The organism is Marichromatium sp. AB32, assembly GCF_003718675.1.
Taxonomy (GTDB): Bacteria; Pseudomonadota; Gammaproteobacteria; order Chromatiales; family Chromatiaceae; genus Marichromatium; species Marichromatium gracile.
Genome location: NZ_RHFJ01000002.1, coordinates 41515 through 62948, shown reverse-complemented (window position 1 = coordinate 62948; position 21434 = coordinate 41515). Strand labels below are relative to the sequence as shown.

Sequence of the window (21434 nt, the reverse complement as noted above, 5' to 3'; positions counted from 1 at the left end):
CCCAGCCATGGACGCGCCGGACGCGCCCAAGAAACCGGACAGCCCGCCCACGCCGGCGGCGTCGCAACCGCTGCCGTTCGGACTCGAGGACGAGATCGACCTGATCGAGTATCTGGTCACGATCTTTCGCAACAAGCACTGGATCATGCTCTTCGCCATCCTCTGCGCCATCGCCGCCTACGGCATGGCCAAGACCATGCCGGACCGCTACGAGGCATCGGTCCAGCTCGCCCTGCGCCAGCCGGACGACCCCGGCGGCATCTCGCCGGACAACAGACGCGCGCCGGAGGCGCTGACCCTGATGGAGCACAGCTTCGTGCTGCGCACCGCCAACGAGAACTACCGCCACATCGTGATGGCGAAGATGCGCAGCCGGACCTTCGGCATCGACTTCATCCAGCACCACGACCTCCTGCCACACCTGTTCGCCGAGCACTGGGACGACGAGCATCAGCAATGGATCGAGGGTTTCACGCCCGATATCGACCTGGCCTTCAAGATCTTCAGCGAGCAGGTCCGCAGCCTCGCCCACAACCCCGAGAACGATCTCCTGCGCCTCTACATCCGCTGGCACGACCCCAGGATCGCCGCCGAGTGGGCGAACGACTATGTGCAGGCCTTCAACGATTACATGCGCGAACAGGCCATCGCCGAGAGCCGGCGCAAGCGGGCCTTTCTGCTGGAGCAGTTGAAGGACACCCGGGTCGTCGAGGTCGAGAAATCCCTCTACCGCATGATCGAGGCGGAGACCGCTCTCGAGGTGCTCGCCCGAGCACGCGACAACTATGTGCTGCAGGTGCTGGACGCCGCGGTGCCGCCCGATCACAAATTCAGCCCATCGGTCAAGCGCCTGGCCTTGCTCGGCCTGTTCGGCGGGTTCGGTCTGGGGATCGCCGTCGCGATCGGCAGCGTGCTGGTACGCAAGATTCGCAAGGCGATGGCGGCGTACCGGGCGAAATCCACGGATGGCTGACAATGGCCTTCGCCACCCGGCGGACCCGCGACCGAATCCTGTCGAGCCCCTGCCCCCTTCGCGTCGCGTTCATCCAATGCCCTGACCTTCTCGCCTTCAAAAGGTCTCTGCAAGACCATACCTTGCGCATACACGCATAGCTGTAACGGTATGGAATACCTCGCCCAGCAAAGGGCGGCGGTTGCCCACAGTCATTCGCCAGGGAAGCGCGCTCATGAGAATCCCGCCCCGTGTCCTGCGCAAGACACTCTCGGCACTGACGGTACGCGGCGTCGGACTGGGCCTGCAGATCGCCATGAGCGTGGTCATCGCCCGCCTGCTGGGCGCCGAGGGCATGGGACTCTACACCCTCTACGTCACCTGGCTGGTGCTCTTCGCCGACGCCATCAGCATCGGCATGCCCGTCTACGCCATGCGCACGGTCGCAGCACTCGGGGCACGCGGACAGGGGGCCTCGGCCGATGCCTTCGTGCGCCGCGCCCTGGCACTCGTCATGCTCGGCGGCGCGGCGGCGATGTTGTTCCCCTGGTTCGGGGCGCGTCCCATGGCCGAGCTCGTCGCCGGGGATGTGGATCTGGCCCCGGCCCTGCGGATCGCCGCCGTGGGCGCGCTGGCCTTCGTCGGTCTGCGCATCCTCGCCGAAACGCTCAAGGCGGCCGGGGCGGTGCAGCGCGGTCTCTTCGCCGAGGCGGCGACCATCCCGCTGGTGCTGCTGGCGGCCTTGCCGGCGCTGGTTCTCCTCGACAGGCTGCAAGACCAGAGCCTGCTGTGGCTGCACGCGGCATCCGTCGGCTGCGCCTTTCTGGTGGCCGCCGCACTGTGGCGAGGGGTCAGCCGCCGGCTCGGCGGCGAGGGCGGGAGAGCGCCGCCGGTCATCAGCCCGGCGCTCTGGCCACTGTGGGGGGGCACGCTACTCAATGTCGCCTATGTCAATCTGCCCATCCTGGTGCTGCCGCATTTCGCCAGCGTCGAGGAGCTGGGACAGTTCGGCGTCGCCTTTCGGCTCATCAACCTGACCACCGTCATCCTGGTCACCCTGGCGGCCATCCTCGGCCCGCAGTTCGCCGCGGCCTACGAGCTGAAGGATTCGGCCCGGCTGCGCCTGCTGCTGAAACGCAGCCAGCAGTTCTCGCTGCTGCTGTTCCTGCCGCCCCTGCTCGCCTTCACCCTGCTCGCCGAGCCCCTCCTCGGCATCTTCGGCGCGGAGTTCCGCGACGCCAGGCCGCTGCTCTGGATCATGACTGCCGGTCAGCTGGTCAACGCGGCGACCGGGCTGGTGGGCTATCTGCTGAACATGATGCACCGGGAGCGCACGGAGCTTCGCATCCTGCTCGGGACCGGGGTGGCCATGTCCGTCGGCATGATCCTCGGCGGCACCATCGCCGGCGTGCTGGGGGTGACCCTGGCCTACAGCGCCGGCCTCATGCTCAAGAATCTGCTCTCGTTCGGCTTTTCACTGCGCTCGCTGCGCCAGCTCGATGCAGCCGACTCAGCTCAGAGACCATGATGATGACGACACCCAAGCCGCTCGATTTCTGCATCATCGGCGCCCAGAAATCGGGCACCACCTCGCTCTTCCGCTATCTGGAGAAACATCCGCGTCTCTATCTGCCCCCGGACAAGGAGCTGCCCTTCTTCAGCCGCGACGACCTCTACGCGGCCGGTTGGCCCGCGCTCGTGGCGCAGTATTTCCAGGAGGCCGACAGCGACCGGCTCTGGGGCACGGCCAGCCCGCAGTACATGACCGATCCGCGCGTGCCCGGGCGCATCGCCGCGGCGAACCCGGACATCCGCCTCATCGCCATCCTGCGCAACCCCATCGATCGCGCCTTTTCGCACTTCACCATGTCGCTGCGCCGCGGCATGGAGTCGCGGGACTTCGCACAGGCCACCGAGGCGCTGCTGCAACCCGACGCCCTGGCGCGCGACCGCGAGGCCATCCCGCCGGACTATGCCGAGGGCTACAGCCAGGCCAACGAGGAGGTCACCCGCTATTATTTCGTGTGGAGCGAATACGCGCGCGCGCTCGATCGCTTCCTGCAGCACTTCCCCAAGGACCAGCTCCTGGTGCTCTACATGGAAGACATGCAACAGGCGCCACAGGAGGCCGTGGAGGCCGTCCTGACCTTCCTCGGCCTGCCCGCCGACTTCCAGCCGCCGAACCTCGGGAAGGTCTATCACAAGGGCGGCGGGCGACTGCTGATCCCGGCCGAATGGCGCGAATGGCTCAAGCGCAACACGCTGTTCCGGGCGGTCTGGGACCGGGTCCCGCCGCGCACCCGGGGGATCATCGACTACTGGTACGACCAGCTCAACGTGCGTCCCGACAAACCCGCCGCGGCGACCGGCCCCACGCCGCAGACGCGCCGCCGTCTGGCCGAGCACTTCGCCGAGGACGTACGCCGCATCGAGACGCTCGTCGGCAGGCCCGCGCCCTGGAGGGATTTCGCACGATGAGCGCCCCCCGGCACGAGGACCCGGCCATGCCCCAGACCCCATCCAGCCGCGTGACCCTGGTGCTCGGTATCCCCATCGACGACCTGCCCCCCGACCAGGCCGTGCGGCGGACGCTGGAGCTGGCCGACGCCTACCGCGCCGATGGCCGTCCGCGCCAGATCGTGACGGTGAACGTCGACTTCCTGACCAATGCACTCGGCTGGACCCCATGGTCGTCCCCACGACACCCGGAGCTGCTGGAGATCCTGCGCCGCGCCGACCTGGTCACCGCCGACGGCATGCCGGTGGTCTGGCTCGCCAGGCTGCTCGGCACGCCGATCGAGAGACGGGTGACCGGGGCCGACCTGGCCCCGGCGCTGGCGAGCGCCATGGCGCAAAGCGGCCATCGGCTGTATCTGCTCGGTGGTCGCGGGGACATCGGTCGGCAGGCGGCCGACCGGCTGGTCGAGCTGAACCCGGGCCTGCGGATCGCCGGCGTCCACGCGCCCTTCGTCCACACCGAGGGCGAGGCCATGCTGGCGTCCGAGGAGCAGGATGCGGACACGGTGGCCCGCATCAACGCGGCCGAGCCCGACGTGCTGCTCATCGCCTTCGGCAACCCCAAGCAGGAGATCTGGTTCCAGCGCAACCGTCATCGGCTCAAGGTCGGGGTCGGCATCGGTATCGGCGGGACCTTCGAGTTCATCGTCGGGCGGGTCTCACGGGCGCCGGTCTGGATGCAGCGCACCGGCCTTGAGTGGATCTACCGCATCGCCCAGGACCCGAAACGACTGTGGAGGCGTTATGCCGTCGGACTCGCCAAGCTGGCGGTCATGGGTCTCCCGCTGGTGTTGCACGACCGCTTCCAGCACTGGCGCTTCCGCCGCCGTCTCCAGCATCGACCAGGCGTCATCGCCCAGACCGCCGCGCCGGATGCGAGCGCCAACCCACCGGAGGACGGGGCGCGGCGTCTAGTGCTCCCCGAGATCGTGGACGCCGACTGGGTCCGATCGCAGCAATCGATGCCCGATCAGGACGCAACCGATACCCTGGTCGTCGATTTCAGCGCCACCCGCTTCCTCGACTCGATCGCACTCGGATACCTGGCACGGATCTGGAAGACGCGGCAGAACACCCGGCGTCGCGTGCGCGCCGAGGGGCTGGAGCACACGCCGGTCGCGAGCCTGCTCAAGATGACGCGCACCTGGGACCTCTTCACCGAGCGCCATGACGGGCCGCCGCCCGCCCCCCAAGGCGCCGCCCGCGCGCGGGACGCCGTGCTGCTCGAACCGGAGCACCCGATCGACGGGATCGGCGTCGCCCGCCTGAGCGGTCGGCTGGACGCCGATCGCGCCACCCGGCTCGACCTCGACGCCCTCGGCGCCGAGCTGGACGGGACGGACCTGCTACTCGACCTGAGCGACCTGCAGTTCATCGACAGCACCGGACTCGGGCTGCTGTTCAAGCTGCAGCGTCGTTTCGCCAGCCAGGGCAGACGCCTGGCCCTCTGCGGGATGCAACCGCCCGTGCGCCAGCTGATGGAGATCACCCGGCTCACGACCCTGTTCCTGCACGCCCGGACCCGCCGGGAAGCGCTCGCGATGCTCGCCCAACCCGAGACGGACGCGATGCGATGAGCCGCCCGGACGACATCCACGCCGCCGCCAGTGCGCTGGACCGCGCGATCCGGGCGCTGTACCGGGTCGGCTACCGGCTCATGCTGGGGCTCGACTTCGTGCGCAGACCCCGGACCCATGGCGCCTATGTCGCCGTTTGGCACGACGAGCGGCTGCTGCTGATCCGCAACAGCTACAAGGGGATCCATACGCTGCCCGCGGGCGGCATCAAGCGCAGCGAGCGCGCCGTCGAGGCGGCGAGGCGCGAGCTGTGCGAAGAGGTCGGCATCGCTGTGCCGATCGACGCCCTGCGCGAGTCGTTCCAGACGCTGAGCCTGACCGAGTACAAGCGAGACCATATCCGGGTCTTCGATCTGCGCCTGGACAGCCCACCGCCCCTCCGCCTGGACGGACGCGAGGTGATCTGGGCCGGGTTTCGCACCCCCGAGGAGGCCCTCCGGCTACCGCTTCACGCCCCGGTCGCGGCCTATCTGCGGGCAACCCAGAGCCAGGACCGCGAGGACTGAGCCGATGAAGATACTGGTCGTCGACGACGAGGCCTGGATGCGACGCACGCTGAGCGTCATGCTGCAGAAATGGGGACACGAGGTCCTCGAGGCCGCCGACGGAGAGGATGCCTGGACACGGCTCCAGCACGAGCCCATCGGCATGGCGATCTGCGACTGGGTGATGCCGCGTCTGAGCGGGCTGGAGCTCTGTCACCGGCTCAGGGCGGCCGGCTTTTCCCACTATGTCTATCTCATCCTGCTCACGGGCAAGGATCAGACCGAGGACATCTATACCGCCTTCGACGCCGGGGCGGACGACTTCATCAACAAGCCGGTCAATGCCAAGGAGCTGCAGGTCCGCATCAAGGCAGGCGAGCGCGTGCTGCAACTCGAGCAGGCGCTCAAGACCAAGAACACCGAGCTCAGTCGGGTCAACGAGGCGCTGCAGGCCAGCCAGGCCCACGTCCAGCGCGACCTGGATGCCGCGGCCGCCGTACAGCGCAGCCTGCTGCCCGCCTCCAGCGAGACCGGCCTGCCGCTGCGTCTCGCCTGGGCCATGGCGCCGGCCGAGCAACTGGCCGGGGACATCTTCAATTTCTTCAGGCTCGACGAACGCCATCTCGCCCTCTATCTGATCGACGTCTCCGGTCACGGGGTGCCGGCGGCGATGTTCTCGGTCCACCTGACGCAGCTGCTCTCCCCGCACCCGGGCACCAGCGGCAAGGCGCAGCTCCAGCCGCCGACCGATTCTCACCCCGCCGTGACCGTCTCCTCGGGGTTCGCAACGGCCAAGGCCATCGCGCCCCAGGAATCCCTAACCGACCCGGTCGCCGTCGTCACCCGGCTCAACCAGGGTTTCCAGGTCCATGACCGGAATATGATCTACTTCACCATGGTCTATGCCGTCATCGACACCCACACCGGCAAGGGGTCGCTGTGCCAGGCCGGACACCCCTACCCCCTGCTCGACCGGCGCGAAGGCCGCGTCGAGACCCTGGGTAGAGGCGGACTTCCAGTCGGGCTCATTCCCGACGCGGATTACGAGGCCGTCGATTTCCAGCTCCTGCCCGGCGACCGGCTCCTGCTCTACTCCGACGGCGTCACCGAGTGCTTCGCCCCGGACCGCTCGCCATTCGGACTCGAACGGCTGGCAGAGACGCTGCAGCTCGCCCGAGGCGCCAGCCTGGACGACACCATCCTCCAGATCCAGGAGGCACTCGAGCGCTGGAGACGACCGGCGAATGGAGAGAGCCCGACACTCGCCGACGACATCTCCATGCTGGCCGCCGAGCTGGACGCGCCCCAATCATCGAGGTGAACGACGTGAGATATTGGCTCGAGCAAGAAGACGACCGCGGCGACCTGCTCCAGCTTCAGGTCAAGCAACTGACCGCCGCATCGGCACCCCAGGCCTTCGAGGAGATCCGACAGCGCACGCGCGCCGTCCATCCCCTGGTGATGGACATGCGCCAGCTCGACTTCATCGACAGCTCCGCCATCGGCGAGCTCGTCCTGCTCGCGCGCCAGTTCAGGACGCGATCGGCCGCGTTCGTCATCAGTGGACTCAGCCCGCCGCTCATGGGTCTGATCGAGATGATGCGGCTGAATCAAGTCATGGACTTCAGCCCCGACGTGGACAGCGCCTTCGCCAAGATGGCGACAGACACATCCGGAGCGGACTCGCATCATGGCCGATAGCGCAAAGACCCTCCTTGTACAGATCGATAGCCGGCTGGAGATGACCTCTCTCGTCGGCACCTGCATCCGCGCACTCTGTCTGGACGCCGGGCTCGACGAGATGGCCGCCTACCAGGTCCAGACCTGCACTATCGAGGCGGTGAACAACGCCATCATCCATGCCTACGGACGCCAATCGGGCCACAGCGTCGAGATCCGCTGGACGCTCGGTGACGCGGGCCTGAGCATCCAGGTCGGCGACCACGGCAAGGCCATGGCCGAGATGCCCCCGGAGATCGCGCCCGACCCGCTGGCCGAGAGCGGACGCGGTTGGTGGATCATGCGCCAATGGATGGACAGCGTCGACTACGAGACGGATGGCGCCGGCAACAGGGTCATACTGAGAAAGAGCCTCGCCTGAACCCGCCGTCGGCACGACGCCACTGCCGACAACACCAAAGATGCCGCCGATGACGGAGCCCGCCCTGACCGGTCGCACCCCAGGGGTGCGCTGAATGTGCGAACCAGGAGATCACCATGCGATCGATCGGCACCCTCGCCTTACCCTCGCCCGAGCCCTTCGCCGCACATCCACGCGTCGCGGCGCACTGCACCGCCGCGATCGTCTCGGCCCGCGCGGGCACGGACCGGGACGATATCCGCGCCCTCGGCATCGAGTCTCTCGAGGACCTGGCGGGAGACGCACCTTGAGCTTTCGCCTCAAGACCATCCTCGGCATCGCGCTCATCGAGACCATTCTGCTCGGCATCCTCATCGTCAGCGGGCTGGGCTACCTGCGCTCGTCCAACGAGGCCCAGCTCGCCCAACGCGCCTTCACCCTGACGCACTTCTTCGCGGCGACCATCAAGGATGCCGTCATCAGCACCGATCTGGCGACCATCGAGTCCGCACTGAAAGAGATCCTCGACACCCCGGAAGTGGTCTACGTACGGGTATACGGCCAGGGCATGGTGCTTGCCGAAGGCGGGGCGCAGAGCGCATTGGAGCACGCGGCCCCCGACCACCACCAACTGCGGGCCGATGACCCGGTGTTCGATGCCAGCGCGGAGATTCGGGTCGGCACGCAGTCGATCGGACAGGTCGAGATGGGCTTCTCGACCGAACATATCCACGCGGTCCTGGCGAGCGCGCAACGCTGGTCCAGCACCATCGCCGCGATCGAGGTGGCCCTGGTCGCGATCTTCTCCTTCGTCCCGGGGACCATCCTGACGCGTCGACTCCAGCGGCTCCACGACGGCGCTGAGGAGGTGAGGCGCCGCGGACCCGGCGTCCAGATCCCGGTGCACGGGAAGGATGAGATCGCCCGCCTGACCCGATCGTTCAACCGCATGTCCGCACGATTGGCGGAGACCTACGAGCAACTCAGCGCGGCGCTCCAGGACTCGCGCGAACTGGCCCGTGCCACGACACAGGGCGAGGCGAAGAACGCGGCGACGCTGGCGGCCTCGCTCGACGCCATCGTCACCGTCGATGCCGATGGGCGCATCATCGAATTCAACGGCAACGCCGAGCACATCTTCGGCTATGCCGCACGCGAGGCGATCGGCGCCTCGATGTCGGAGCTGCTCATCCCGCCGGCCTACCGCACCGCACATGAACGGGGCATGGAGCGCTATCTCGCCAGCGGCGTCGGCCGGGTGATCAACCGCCGGATCGAACTCAGCGCGCTGCACAAGGACGGCCACACCTTTCCGGTCGAGCTCAACATCGCGCCCATCGAGACCGAGGACGACCTGATCTTCACCTCCTTCATCCGCGACATCACCGATCGACAGCGCGTCGAGCAGGAACTCAAGCTCGCCGCCCAGGCGCTGGAGGCCGACGAGGCGATCTTCATCACCAACCGGGACGGCGAGATCCTGCGCATCAACGAGGCCTTCACCCGCATCACCGGCTACTCGGAAGCCGAGGTCCTGGGGCGCAACCCGCGCATCCTCTCCTCCGGGCGGCATGACCGCGCCTTCTATCAGGCGATGTGGGCAAGCATCGCGCAGCGCGGCGGCTGGCGCGGCGAGCTCTACAACAGGCGCAAGGACGGAAGCATCTACCCGGAGTCGCTCAGCATCACCGCGGTGAAGGACGCCGCAGGCGCGACGACCAACTATGTCGCGCACTTCGTCGACATCACCGAACGCAAGCGCAATGAGGAGTCACTCAAGAGTGCACGGCGGCAGGCCGAGGCTGCCAGCGAGGCGAAGAGCCGCTTTCTGGCCACCATGAGCCATGAGATCCGTACCCCGCTGAATTCCATCATCAACATGAACAACCTGCTGCTGGAGTCCGATCTGGACGCCGAGCAGCGCCAGTTCGCAACGGCTGCGGTCAACGGCGGACAGCTCCTGCTCGCGCTGCTGAACAACGTCCTGGACTTCTCCAAGATCGAGGCGGGCAAGCTGACCCTCGAGCGCCAATGGTTCCGTGCCATCGATATCGTCAATACGGTTGCCTCACTGTTCAGCGCGGAGGCCCAGAGCAAGGGCATCGAGGTCGTCGTGGTTGCCGCGTCGGGGATACCGTCCGAATACCTCGGAGACATCCTGAGAACCAAGCAGGTTCTCACCAACCTGGTCGGCAACGCCATCAAGTTCACGGACTCGGGCGGCATCAGGATCGGGCTGGATTATCGACGCTCGACCGACGACTCTCGGGGGACGCTGCTGCTGGAGGTCGAGGACACCGGCATCGGCATCTCCGAGGCGCAGCAGCGCACCCTGTTCGAAGAGTTCGTGCAGGCCGACAACAGCCCGACCCGACGCTATCAGGGGAGCGGCCTGGGCCTGACGATCAGCCTGCGGCTGGTCGAGCTGATGGGCGGCCACCTCGAGTGCCGGAGCCGCGAGGGCGAGGGCGCGCGCTTCATCGCCGCACTCCCCGTCTCCGGACGCGGTGCCCACGACGCCGATCTCACCGAGATCCTGGGCCATCTGCGTCACCGCAAGGTTTACGTCTTCTCGGCAAATCCCGTGCTGCTCAAGGGGATCGCCGAGCAGCTCGAGCGCTACGGCATCGCCAGCCAACCCGTCGATCGGGCGTCCGAACTCGAGGCAGCGCTACAGCAGCTCGATCCCGAGGCACTGCCCCTGGTGCTCCTGGACACGCCTTCGGGAGCGGCCCAGGCCACCGACGTCGACTACGTGAAGCAGCTCCCGAGCAGATACCCGCGGCTGCGCTTCGTCCGCCTCGCCCCCATGGGCGAGGTCGGGGCCATCGATGTCTCGAAACGTCTGGGCTTCCGCTCCGTCGTCCGCAAGCCCGCCCGCCTCTACAGCCTCCTTGCCTATCTGGCCGAGGCCCTGGGTGTCGTGGCGGCCGCGACCCTTCCCTCCACAGAGGTGGTGCCGCGACCCAGACACCCTGATCCGCAGGGGATGCGACCGGCACGTATCCTTCTGGTCGAAGACAGCCCGAGCAACGTCGCGGTCGCAACAGCGATCCTGCAGAAGTCGAAGCATGAGGTCGTGGTCGCCTGGAGCGGGGAGGAGGCGATCGAGTGTACCGAGGAGTCGAGGTTCGATCTCATCCTCATGGACATCTCGATGCCACTGATGGACGGACTCGAGGCAACGCGCCGGATTCGCGCAGGGGGCTCGCCGAACCGCGAGACCACGATCATCGCCATGACCGCCAACGCCTTCGCCGAGGACAGGGAACGCTGTTTCAGCGCGGGGATGAACGACTTCATCTCCAAGCCGATCGACATCGGCAATCTGCGCCGAATGATCGCCAAATGGTTGTCCCTGCAGCCTGCCAAGAGGCTACCCTCACCGCCCGAGGGTCCCGATGCTTTGCCCGCCGACCAGGGCCCGGAGGCAGCCTTCCCCGATCTCGATCCACGCATCCTCGATCAGCTCGCGGACAATACCGCCCCGGAGCTGGTGCCCGAACTCATCGGCATGTTCCTGGAAGAGAGCACCGAGCGTGTTGCGACCCTGATCGACCAGCAGACCAGCGAGGATAGCGGCCGAATACAAACCGAGGCGCATAGTCTGAAGAGCGGCGCGGGCAGCTTTGGCGCACTGCGACTCCAACGACTGGCGCAGGAAATCGAAAGGGCCGCCAAGGAGAAGGATCGCGAGGCGCTCGCATCCAGCCTGCTCGAGCTGCCGAACGTCGCCGAGACAAGCTTCCAGCTGCTGCGCCAGGCATGCGAGCAATGGCGCACAAAATCCCCCGCTGTTCGGGGCGGGGAGACATAGCGCCGGGATAGACATCACCTTGCAGAGCAGAGCTTCATCGCCTCACCGACAACCACGGTGACAGGTATCTTTCATCGTCGAGACGTAACGGCCGTCTCTTGCGATCGGCGCCTTCCATCGGCATTTCTTACTGATGGAGCGCGGCCCCGGGATGCCAATCCGACGGGATGGCGTCCTGGCCCGAAGACCGCGAAGCGCTGTTCGTCTGGAACGGATCATCGGAACGTGCGGACATCAGGATGAGAGACAGAACCCACCCCACCCCGAAGCGCCTCGCCCGGTCCGCGCGACCCAGCAGCACGAACAGCCGTCGCTATCTCGCCTGGATCGTGCTGCTGGCGGCGCTGCTGCCGGTCCTGCTGGCCTGGCAGGGGCTGATCGAGCAGCGCCAGCTGATCGCCGACCGGCAGTTCGATCTGCTTAGCCAAGAGATCCGCGAGGCGATCGACGAGCGTCTGCACGACCACGAGCAGATCCTGCTCGGCGGCGCCGGACTCTTCGACGCCAGCGAGACGGTCTCTCGCCAGGAATGGCATACCTATGTGGAGCGCCTGCGCCTGACGGAGAACTATCCCGGCATCCTCGGCGTCGGCTACAGCCAGCTCGTCCGACCCGACCAGCTGGCCGCCCATGTCGCCGCCGTGCGCGCCGAGGGCTTCCCGGACTACCGGCTCAAGCCGCCCGGCGAGCGTGCGCTCTATACCGCCATCGTCTATCTGGAGCCGTTCTCCGGGCGCAACCTGGCGGCCTTCGGCTACGACATGTTCTCGCAGGAGATCCGCCGCGCGGCCATGCAGGCGGCCGTCGACACCGACGCCACCACCATCTCGGGCAAGGTCCGGCTGGTGCAGGAGACTCACGGCAAGGAACAGGCCGGATTCCTCATGTACGTCCCCATCTATCGGCCCGGTCTGCCCCTCGACACGGCGGCGGAGCGCTGGGCGGCGCTGCGGGGTTTCGTCTACAGCCCCTATCGGGTCGACGACCTCATGGCCGGGATCCTCGGCAAGCGCAGCCTGGCGATCGACTTCAGGATCTACGATGGCGAGGGCACCGATCCGGACGCCCTCATGTACGACTCCGTCGAGCAGCACGACCCGGAGCCGAACCCGAACCCGAGCCACACCGGCCTGCAGCGGATTCAGGCCTACGGCCGCACCTGGACCCTGAACCTCTACAGCCGGCCGGGCTTTGCCGCCGAGACCGATATGGCGACCATCTGGCTGGTGCTGGGACTGGGTATCGGCATCAGTCTGGCCCTGTTCGCCGTGACCCGGCTGCTGCTGGACCGCCGCGCTCAGGCGCTGGCACTGGCCGAGGAGATGACGGCGCGGCGCCAGGAGTCCGAGGAGCGCTTCCGCTCGGTCTTCCTGCACCTGGGCCAGGGTGTGGTCATCCACGACGCCGAGGGCCGCATCCTGGATGCCAATCCAGCCGCCCAGCGCATCCTCGGCGCCGCCCTGGAGCAGATGCGCGAGCTCACCTCGATCGACTCGCTCTGGCAGGTCGTTCGCGAGGACGGGCGCACCTTTTCCAGCATCGATTACCCGGTCATCCAGGCCTTGCGGCTCGGCGCACCCGTCACCGGCGTGGTGATGGGGATCCGTCACGCCCGCGCCACCCCCTGGCGCTGGGTCCAGGTCGACGCCTACCCCAGGCAGGACGCCTCCGGCGCCGGGGTGTACCAGGTCTACGCGGTCTTCACCGACATCACCGCGCGCAGGCAGGCGGAGTTCGCGCTCAGGGACCAGTCGCAGCACACCCAGGCCATCCTCGACAATGTGATCGACGGCATCGTCACCGCCGGTCCCGACGGCAGGGTGATCTCCTTCAACCCGGCCGCCGAGCACATCTTCGGCTATACCGCCGCCGAGGTGGTGGGCGGCAGCCTCAGCATGCTGATGCCGGAGCCCTATCGCAGCGGCCACGACGGCTACATGAGCCATCACCTGCGCACCGGTGACAAAAGGGTCATCGGCGTCACCCGCGAGCTCAAGGGGCGACGCCAGGACGGCACCGTCTTCCCCATGGAACTGGCGGTCTCGCGCATCGAACGCAGCGGTCGGCCCTTCTTCATCGGCATGATCCGCGACATCACCGAGCGCAAGCAGCTCGAGCGCATGAAGAGCGAGCTGATCTCGACCGTCAGTCACGAGCTGCGCACGCCCGTCACCTCCATCCGCGGCGCGCTCGGGCTGGTGGTCGGTCGCTACGCCGAGACCCTGCCCGAGAAGGTTCGCACCATGCTCGAGATGGCCGAGCGCAACAGCGCGCGCCTGACCCTGCTCATCGACGACATCCTCGATCTCGAGAAGATCGCCTCCGGGCGCATGCACTTCGATCTCCACCCCACCGATCTCGCCGCCCTCGCCCGCCAGGCACTGGAGGCCAACGAGGGCTACGCCCGCCAGCTCCAGGTGAAGCTCACGGGTCGTGTGGAGCTCGAGCGCGCCCCGGTGCTGGCGGACGACAATCGCATGCTGCAGGTCTTCGCCAACCTCATCTCCAATGCGGTCAAATACTCGCCTCAAGGCGGGGAGGTCCAGATCGGGCTGCGGCGTCACGCACAAGGATTCCGCGCCCTGGTCGAGGACCAGGGCCCAGGCATTCCCGAGTCCTTCAAGGATCACATCTTCCAACGCTTCGCCCAGGCCGACAGCTCCGATAGCCGCGAAAAGGGCGGAACCGGCCTGGGGCTCTCGATCACCAAAGCGATCCTGGAGCGACACCATGGATGCATCGGCTATACCTCTCGGGCAGGCGGGGGCACGACCTTCTACTTCGATCTGCCCGAATGGAGCGAAGACCGCGCGGATAGCCCCGCACCGACAAACGAGGACGATCCGAATCCCAGGAGCACGCCATGACACTGCACATCCTGCATATCGAGGACGAGTCCGATATCCGGCAGATCGCCGAGTTCGCGCTGGAGGAGGATTTTCGGCTGACCCAGTGCGCATCCGGGGACGAGGCGCTGAGCCGCGCGCCCGAACTCGCGCCGGACCTCATCCTGCTCGACGTCATGATGCCGGGCATGGACGGTCCGACCACGCTCCAACGGCTGCGCCAGCTGCCCCATCTGGCCCAAACCCCGGTCATCTTCATGACCGCCAAGGTCCAACCGAAAGAGTGCGAGCAGCTCGAAGCGACAGGGGCGCTCGGAGTGATCTCCAAGCCTTTCGACCCCATGCGCCTGAGCGATGAGATTCGCGCCCTCCTGGGGCACTCGGCTGCCTGACCCCATCTCTTAGCCATCATGGAGGCGCTCATGTCGACATCTCAGACGAGCCGTGGCGAGAGACTGCGCCGAATGCGGGAGCGCTTCCTCGCGGAGCTTCCGGAACGAATCGATGAACTGGAGCGCGGCTGGTCGCATGTGCTTGAGACAGCAGGCCGCCCGGCCGCCCTGGAGGCATTTCACCGGCCGGTGCACAGCCTGGCCGGAACCGCGGGGACATTCGGGCAGCCCGGGCTCGGCGACCAGGCCAGGGAGATCGAGGACGTGCTCGAGCGCCTCGACCAGAGCGAAGAAGAATCCGTCCGGTTGGAGCTGTTCGAGCGCATCGGTGCCCGCCTCAAGGCCTTGAGACGGTATGCGTTGCAGATCCCGGAGGCCCTCGAGACCGCCGCAGCGGTCGAGCCGGCACGCCTCGAACCGATCCCGGCGGAGACCAGGGGGGAGGCCCCCTCCTGTCTGCTGCTGATCGAAGAGGATCGGGCGAGTGCCGAAGACCTGGTGGAGCAACTTGGCTACTACGGCTGGGATGTCATCTGGTGCGAGTCATTAGCACGGGCTCGAGCGGTGTTGGAGACGCAGCGGATTCGGGCGATCGTCTCGGATTGCTCGCCCCTTCCCGAAGGGGGGGTATCGGCAACCCCATCCAGCACCTCGCCAAACCGGACCGGCACCGAGCCTCCACTCATCATGGTGTCCAGTCACTGGAACTGGGACAGCCGCCTGGCCGCGGTGCGCAGCGGCGCCGATGCCTGTCTGTCCAAACCGATCGACGTCCATAGTCTGGCCGACCTGCTCGACAAGCTGACCTGCACGCACGCCTCCGACCCCTACCGTGTGCTGATCCTCGACGACTCGGTGCCACTGGGAGACTACTACGTGGCGGTGCTCAGAGACGCGGGCATGCTGGCATACGCGATCAGCGAGCCGAGCGCATTGCTCGACAGCATCGCCACATTCGAGCCCGAGCTGATCCTGCTGGATCTCTACATGCCCGACTGCAATGGCATCGAGGCCGCACGCGTCGTACGGCAGGAGGAGCGCCATGCCGGCATCCCCATCGTCTTTCTGTCCGGCGAATCCGATCGCCAGCAGCAACTGTCCGCGATGGGGACGGGTGCCGACGACTTCCTCACCAAGCCCATCCCGGACGTCGATCTGGTGAGGGCGGTCGAGCTGCGTGTCTCACGCTTCCGCTCGCTCACCGCGCTCATCCGTCAGGACAGTCTGACGGGACTGCTGAACCGCATCGCTTTCGACCTGCATCTCGAGACCGAGGTCGCCCGCTCGAGCAGAAGCGACGCTCCACTTGTGCTCGCCATACTCGACATCGATCATTTCAAACAGGTCAACGACACCTATGGTCATCCCGTTGGCGACCGGGTCATCAGAAGTCTGGCGCAGATGTTGCGCAAACGTCTGCGACGCCACGACGTCATCGGCCGCTATGGCGGCGAGGAATTCTCGGTGCTGATGCCCGACACCACGATCGCCGCGGCCGAGAAGGTCATGAACGCCCTGCGCGAGCAATTCGCCCTGCTGCGTCTGCCCAACGCAAGCGGCCATTTTCAGTGCACCTTCAGTGCCGGACTCGCCGAGCTTGACGACCATTATTCCAGCATCGCATTGACCTCAACCGCCGACGCGGCGCTCTACCAGGCCAAGCGACTCGGGCGCAATCGCGTCGTATGCGCCAACGCAGACAGCGGATCAGCGACACCGCCTTGAATGCACGAGGTCTGGAATCGATTGCCCCGAGTCACCTCAGGGCTCAGCGAGGCGACGCTGTTCATCACAGCGCCCACCGAGCGGCATGCGCCGGTGTCACCGAACATCTATCGCAGACCCTCGCATCCGGTCTTTGACATCGAGACTCCCTGACACGCGCCTGGGATCTGATCGGTCTGCGCAGGACCTCCGCCAACTCACCCATTCTGTTCGCTCAATGGCTGGCAGGGATCAGGATCCGAGGTGTCGGTGCCCCAGTCGGCCACGACCCGAGCGATGCCCTCCCAGTCGATGTCGACAGGCACATCGCCGCACTTCCAGCCGTCACACTGACTAGTTTGATGCTTGGCCCCTGAAGCGAGCGACCACGCAGTAGAGGGGCTCAACGCGATGGAGATCGAGAGCACTGGCCGCTGTCATGATCGGAAAGGAATGACCGCTGAAACACCAGGCAGACTGCAAAAGGGATGGCGCATGAATCCACTCGAATCCGACCAGCTACGGGATGAACTGCGTCAAGACGCAGCATTGCAGCACCTCATGGCACGAATGCCGCCGAAGATACAGACGAGCTTCTCCGAGGAGCAGCTCTCCTATCTCAAGTTGGCGCTTGTCGACCGCAAATGGGGCAATCACTCGGTCGATTGGCGCGGCACCCTGAAGTTCATCCACTATCGCTATTACTTCGTCCTGCTATTGGGCCGCAACCGTCGCGAGCTGTCGCGAGGCGAACATCAGATCGGGCTGTTTTTACAGACGGCTCTTCTCGCCATCTTTCTGATCTTCAGCGTCTTAATGGGACTGCTGGCGCTCTATCTCGCCAAGTCGGCGGCAGGGATCGATCTCATTCCGGGCTTTTCCCTTGGGATTTGGGACTGGTTCAAGTCATAGCTTGACCCGGGATGCCTCCACGGTGAGACACCCGGAGCGACGATCAACGCATGGAGCGCGCGATGCAGAAGAGCCCGCAGCGGACACACAGGCCGCGGCTCAAGGAGCAGGCGGTCAAGCGGGTGCGGTCGGGACGTACAGGAGAGACGCTATCGGGAATGACGCACACGACTCCGCGACCCATGATTGAGGCCAGGATTCACGATTGCTTGGGGAGTAAGAACAGGTGCGCCGCCCCACGGACGGGGGCGGCTCGTTGCACGCTGTACGGAAGATGGTGGCTACGCCCTGACTCGAACAGGGGACCCTCGCATTATGAGTGCGATGCTCTAACCAACTGAGCTACGTAGCCTCAAGAGACCGAGAATTTTACGGACCCCGGCCTCTGCTGTCAACCCCTTTTTCAGACGTTGAAGCGGAAGTGGACGATGTCGCCGTCCTTGACCACGTATTCCTTGCCCTCGGAACGGAGCTTGCCCGCCTCCTTGGCGCCCTGTTCACCCTTGCAGGCGACGAAATCCTCGTAGGCGATCACCTCGGCGCGGATGAAGCCGCGCTCGAAGTCGGTGTGGATCACCCCGGCGGCCTGGGGGGCCTTGGCGCCGGCGGGAATGGTCCAGGCACGTGTCTCCTTCGGGCCGGAGGTGAAATAGGTCTCGAGACCCAGCAGTTGGTAGCCGGCGCGCACCACGCGGTTGAGCCCGGGCTCGTCGAGTCCCAGCTCGGCGAGGAACTCGTCGCGCTCGGCGTCCTCCAGCTCGACCACCTCGGCCTCGATCGCGGCGCACACCGCGACCAGCTCGGCGCCCTCCTCGGCGGCCAGTCCACGCACCGCGTCGAGCAGCGGATTGTCCTCGAAACCGTCCTCGGCGACGTTGGCGATGTACATGGTCGGCTTGGCGGTGAGCAGGAAGAGGTCGCGCAGCTCCAGCTGCTCGTCCTCGTCGAGCCCCATCGCACGCACCGGTGCACCGCCGTCGAGCTGCGCGCGCACGCGCTCGAGCAGCTCCTTGCGCGCGAGCACCTTCTTGTCGCCGGTCTTGGCCATGCGCTGGGCACGATCGAGCCCACGCTCGACCGATTCGAGGTCGGCGAGCGCCAGCTCGGTGTTGATGACCTCGATGTCGCGCAGCGGATCGACGCCGCCGGCGACGTGCACCACATCGTCGTCGACGAAGCAGCGCACCACATGGGCGATGGCGTCGGTCTCGCGGATGTTGGCGAGGAACTTGTTCCCCAGCCCCTCGCCCTTGGAGGCGCCGGCCACCAGACCGGCGATGTCGACGAACTGCATGGTGGTCGGCAGCACCCGCTCGGGCTTGGTGATGCCGGCGATCACGTCGAGCCGGGGGTCGGGCAGTGGCACCACGCCGACATTGGGGTCGATGGTGCAGAAGGGATAGTTCTCGGCCGCGATCGATGCCTTGGTCAGGGCCTTGAAGAGGGTCGACTTACCGACGTTGGGCAGGCCGACGATACCGCATTTGAATCCCATGGCGAGGTCTCGCTGGAAAACCGCTCATTTTACACCACCCATCAAGGGGATTGAACCGCGATCAGCCGCCAGCCGCCAGCCGCCAGCCGCCAGCCGCCAGCCGCCAGCCGCCAGCCGCCAGCCGGGAGGATTGAACCGCGAGGACGCGAAGAGCGCAAAGGCATGGGATATTCAAGACTCCGGCGCCGGCGTTGCGCTCCACTGGAAGCCGACGGCTGGCGACGGCTGGCCGACTCAGCAATCGCTGGCGTCGCGGTTGTAGCGGTCCTCGTAGCGGACGATATCGTCCTCGCCGAGATAGCTGCCGGACTGCACCTCGACCAGCTCCAACGGGATGGTGCCGGGGTTCTCGAGGCGGTGGCGAGTCCCGACGGGGATATAGGTCGACTGATTCTCGGTGAGCAGAAAGGTCTCCTCGCCGCACGTCACCCGCGCGGTGCCGGAGACGACGATCCAGTGCTCGGCGCGGTGGTGGTGCATCTGCAACGAGAGCGACTCGCCCGGCTTCACCGTCAACCGCTTGACCTGGTAGCGCGCGCCCTGGTCGATCGACTCGTAGGCCCCCCAGGGGCGGTGGACACGCTGGTGATGACGGTACTCGTTGCGCTGATCACGGCGCAGCGACTCGGTCACCGCCTTCACATCCTGGGCGTGCGCCTTGTCGGCGACCAGCACCGCGTCCGGGGTCTCGACCACGATCAGGTCGTTCACACCGATGACCGCGAGCATGCGATGCTGGGCGATCAGCAGATTGTCGGCGGCCTCGTGGACGAAGGTGTCGCCGTCGCGCACATTGCCCTCGGCATCGCGCGCGCGCACCTCCCACAACGCCGGCCAGGCACCGACGTCCGACCAACCGACGTCGAGCGGCAGCACCACCGCCGGCACCGACTCACCCTCGGCGGTGAGGCGCTCCATCACCGCATAGTCGATCGAGTCGCTCGGACAGGCGGCGAACAGCGCCGGATCGACGCGCTGGAAATCGCCGTCATCGCTCACCGCCGCGCAAGCGCGAGTCACCGCCTCGGCGATGTCGGGGCGGAAGCGCTCGATCAGCGTCAGCCAACGCGAGGCGCGGAGCACGAAGATGCCGCTGTTCCAGAGATAATCGCCGCTGGCCAGATAGGACTCGGCGGTGGCCGCATCGGGCTTCTCGACGAAGGCATCGAGCCGGTAGGCCGCCCCATCGAGGCCGTCACCGTGATAGGGTTGACCGCGACGGATATAGCCATATCCGGTCTCGGGCTTGCCGGGGACGATGCCGAAGGTGACCACGGCCCCGTCGCTGGCCAGCGCGAAGGCGTCGGAGACCGCAGCGCGGAACCCCGGCTCGTCGGCGATGGTGTGATCGGCCGGCATCACCAGCAGCACCGGATCGGCGCCCTCGACGACGGCGATGCGTGCGGCCAGGGTCAGCGCCGGGGCGGTATTGCGGCCCTCGGGCTCGAGCACGATCGCCGCGGCGCGGCGCCCCACGGCGCGGAACTGCTCGGCGACGAGGAAGCGATGTGCCTCGTTGCAGACGACGATGGGGTCGACCAGGCCCGCCCCCTGACGCGGATGCTCGCGCTCGAGCCCGTCGAGACGGCGCACCGTCTCCTGGAGCATGGTGTGCTCGCCGGTGAGCGGCAGGAACTGCTTGGGGTAGGCCTCGCGCGAGAGCGGCCAGAGCCGTGTCCCCGAGCCTCCAGACAGGATGACGGGTTGCAGAAGCATCAACGGGTACCTGTTGCTGAAGTTGAAGGACTTGGCCCGTAAGATTACACCAATCCGGGCCAGACCGGGCCAAACCGACGGACGGAGAAAGGAGGTCGCATGAGACCCGATCCGATACGACTGGGCGCGCTGCTGCGCGAGGTCGCCGGCACCGAGATCCTGCCCCGCTGGGGACGGATCGAGGCCGACACCAAGGGTGACGGCAGCCTGGTGACCAGCGCCGACCTGGCCGTGCAGCAACGCCTGACCGAAGCGCTGGCGGCGGAGTATCCGGGCATCCCGCTGCTCGGCGAGGAGATGTCGGAGGCGGCGCAGCAAGCGCGCCTGAGCGAGTCGCCCGAGGGCGTCTGGGTGCTCGACCCGATCGACGGCACCGGCAACTACGCCTGCGGCTTCCCCGGTTTCGCCATCTCCCTGGCACTCGTCCGTCACGCCCGGGTGGAACTCGGCGTGGTCCTCGACCCGGTGCGCGACGAGTGCTTCAGCGCGGTGCGCGGCGCCGGGGCCAAGCTCGACGGCACCCCGATCGCGCCCTTCGCCCCCGGCCCGGCACTGGGCGACTGCATCGCCATGGTCGACTTCAAGCGCCTGCCGCCGAAGCGCGTTCCGGCGCTGCTGCGTCCCGGCGGCTTTCGCTCGCAGCGCAACCTCGGCGCGGTGGCGCTGGAGTGGTGCTGGCTCGCCTGCGGGCGCTACCAGCTCTATCTGCACGGCGGGCAGAAGCTGTGGGACTACGCCGCCGGGCGGCTGATCGCACACGAGGCCGGCGTGGCCGCGCGGCTCTACCGCCCCGGCGGCGTCAGTCCGGTCGAGACACTCGATCTCGAGCCGCGCGTCGCCCTCGCCGCCGCCGATCGGCGATTGTTCGAACTCTGGCACGCGTTCGTCGCCCTACCCTTGATCGAGACCTGATCCCCCAACAACCGAGGTGTATCCAGGGC

General features: G+C 66.7%; 17 protein-coding genes and 1 tRNA gene. 15 read left to right on the top strand and 3 right to left on the bottom strand.

Annotated features, from left to right (window positions below; genetic code table 11):
• Window positions 1–7 precede the first annotated feature (7 nt).
• From EBL85_RS01375 to EBL85_RS01315, 14 genes are all read left to right on the top strand, one after another.
• A complete protein-coding gene (locus tag EBL85_RS01375; protein WP_123141960.1) occupies window positions 8–973 on the top strand; it encodes a Wzz/FepE/Etk N-terminal domain-containing protein in 966 nt (321 codons plus the stop codon).
• A 214-nt stretch (window positions 974–1187) separates the two neighbouring features.
• The gene (locus EBL85_RS01370; protein WP_123141959.1) at window positions 1188–2480 is read left to right on the top strand and encodes a lipopolysaccharide biosynthesis protein; all 1293 of its coding nucleotides are present in this window, start codon (window positions 1188–1190) and stop codon (window positions 2478–2480) included.
• 2 nt (window positions 2481–2482) lie between these two features.
• Complete coding sequence (locus tag EBL85_RS01365; RefSeq protein WP_190288017.1) at window positions 2483–3430, top strand: sulfotransferase; 948 nt, start codon at window positions 2483–2485, stop codon at window positions 3428–3430.
• A gap of 26 nt (window positions 3431–3456) precedes the next feature.
• Window positions 3457–5046, top strand: a complete 1590-nt coding sequence (locus tag EBL85_RS01360) for a WecB/TagA/CpsF family glycosyltransferase (protein ID WP_190288016.1) — start codon at window positions 3457–3459, stop codon at window positions 5044–5046.
• Window positions 5043–5552: an NUDIX hydrolase gene (locus tag EBL85_RS01355; protein WP_123141956.1), complete on the top strand. Its 510-nt coding sequence runs from the start codon at window positions 5043–5045 to the stop codon at window positions 5550–5552. The genes EBL85_RS01360 and EBL85_RS01355 overlap by 4 nt, the downstream gene beginning before the upstream one ends.
• Window positions 5553–5556: 4 nt before the next feature.
• Window positions 5557–6852, top strand: coding sequence for a PP2C family protein-serine/threonine phosphatase (locus tag EBL85_RS01350; RefSeq protein ID WP_123141955.1), 1296 nt, complete (start codon window positions 5557–5559; stop codon window positions 6850–6852).
• Window positions 6853–6857: 5 nt separating this feature from the next.
• A complete protein-coding gene (locus EBL85_RS17165; protein ID WP_190288015.1) occupies window positions 6858–7232 on the top strand; it encodes an STAS domain-containing protein in 375 nt (124 codons plus the stop codon).
• Window positions 7222–7632 (top strand): ATP-binding protein, encoded by a 411-nt coding sequence (locus EBL85_RS01340; RefSeq protein ID WP_123141953.1) that lies wholly within the window; start codon window positions 7222–7224, stop codon window positions 7630–7632. Before EBL85_RS17165 ends, EBL85_RS01340 begins: the two co-directional genes overlap by 11 nt.
• 116 nt (window positions 7633–7748) lie before the next feature.
• Window positions 7749–7922: a hypothetical protein gene (locus EBL85_RS17160; RefSeq protein ID WP_190288014.1), complete on the top strand. Its 174-nt coding sequence runs from the start codon at window positions 7749–7751 to the stop codon at window positions 7920–7922.
• Entirely contained in the window at window positions 7919–11428 is a 3510-nt protein-coding gene (locus EBL85_RS01335; RefSeq protein ID WP_190288013.1) for a PAS domain S-box protein, read from the top strand. The genes EBL85_RS17160 and EBL85_RS01335 overlap by 4 nt, the downstream gene beginning before the upstream one ends.
• Before the next feature lie 239 nt (window positions 11429–11667).
• Window positions 11668–14295, top strand: coding sequence for a CHASE domain-containing protein (locus EBL85_RS01330; protein ID WP_123141951.1), 2628 nt, complete (start codon window positions 11668–11670; stop codon window positions 14293–14295).
• Entirely contained in the window at window positions 14292–14666 is a 375-nt protein-coding gene (locus EBL85_RS01325; RefSeq protein WP_123141950.1) for a response regulator, read from the top strand. Before EBL85_RS01330 ends, EBL85_RS01325 begins: the two co-directional genes overlap by 4 nt.
• Before the next feature lie 72 nt (window positions 14667–14738).
• Window positions 14739–16391 carry a diguanylate cyclase gene (locus tag EBL85_RS01320; RefSeq protein ID WP_223805998.1) on the top strand — a complete coding sequence of 551 codons (1653 nt, stop codon included), beginning with the start codon at window positions 14739–14741 and terminating at the stop codon, window positions 16389–16391.
• A gap of 474 nt (window positions 16392–16865) precedes the next feature.
• Window positions 16866–17282: a 3-phosphoshikimate 1-carboxyvinyltransferase gene (locus EBL85_RS01315; protein ID WP_123141949.1), complete on the top strand. Its 417-nt coding sequence runs from the start codon at window positions 16866–16868 to the stop codon at window positions 17280–17282.
• A 275-nt stretch (window positions 17283–17557) separates the two neighbouring features.
• Here the strand turns inward: EBL85_RS01315 and EBL85_RS01310 are convergent.
• The 3 genes from EBL85_RS01310 to EBL85_RS01300 all read right to left on the bottom strand — a co-directional run bounded on the left by EBL85_RS01310 (window position 17558) and on the right by EBL85_RS01300 (window position 20493).
• A tRNA-Met gene (locus EBL85_RS01310) sits at window positions 17558–17634 on the bottom strand.
• A gap of 51 nt (window positions 17635–17685) precedes the next feature.
• Complete coding sequence (ychF, locus tag EBL85_RS01305; protein WP_123141948.1) at window positions 17686–18777, bottom strand: redox-regulated ATPase YchF; 1092 nt, start codon at window positions 18775–18777, stop codon at window positions 17686–17688.
• Between the two features lie 234 nt (window positions 18778–19011).
• On the bottom strand, window positions 19012–20493 hold the full coding sequence (locus EBL85_RS01300; protein WP_123141947.1) for a mannose-1-phosphate guanylyltransferase/mannose-6-phosphate isomerase: 1482 nt from the start codon (window positions 20491–20493) through the stop codon (window positions 19012–19014).
• 99 nt (window positions 20494–20592) lie between these two features.
• Here EBL85_RS01300 and EBL85_RS01295 point away from each other — a divergent pair, with 99 nt between their 5' ends.
• Window positions 20593–21405 carry an inositol monophosphatase family protein gene (locus tag EBL85_RS01295; RefSeq protein ID WP_123140468.1) on the top strand — a complete coding sequence of 271 codons (813 nt, stop codon included), beginning with the start codon at window positions 20593–20595 and terminating at the stop codon, window positions 21403–21405.
• The last annotated feature ends 29 nt before the right edge of the window (window positions 21406–21434 follow it).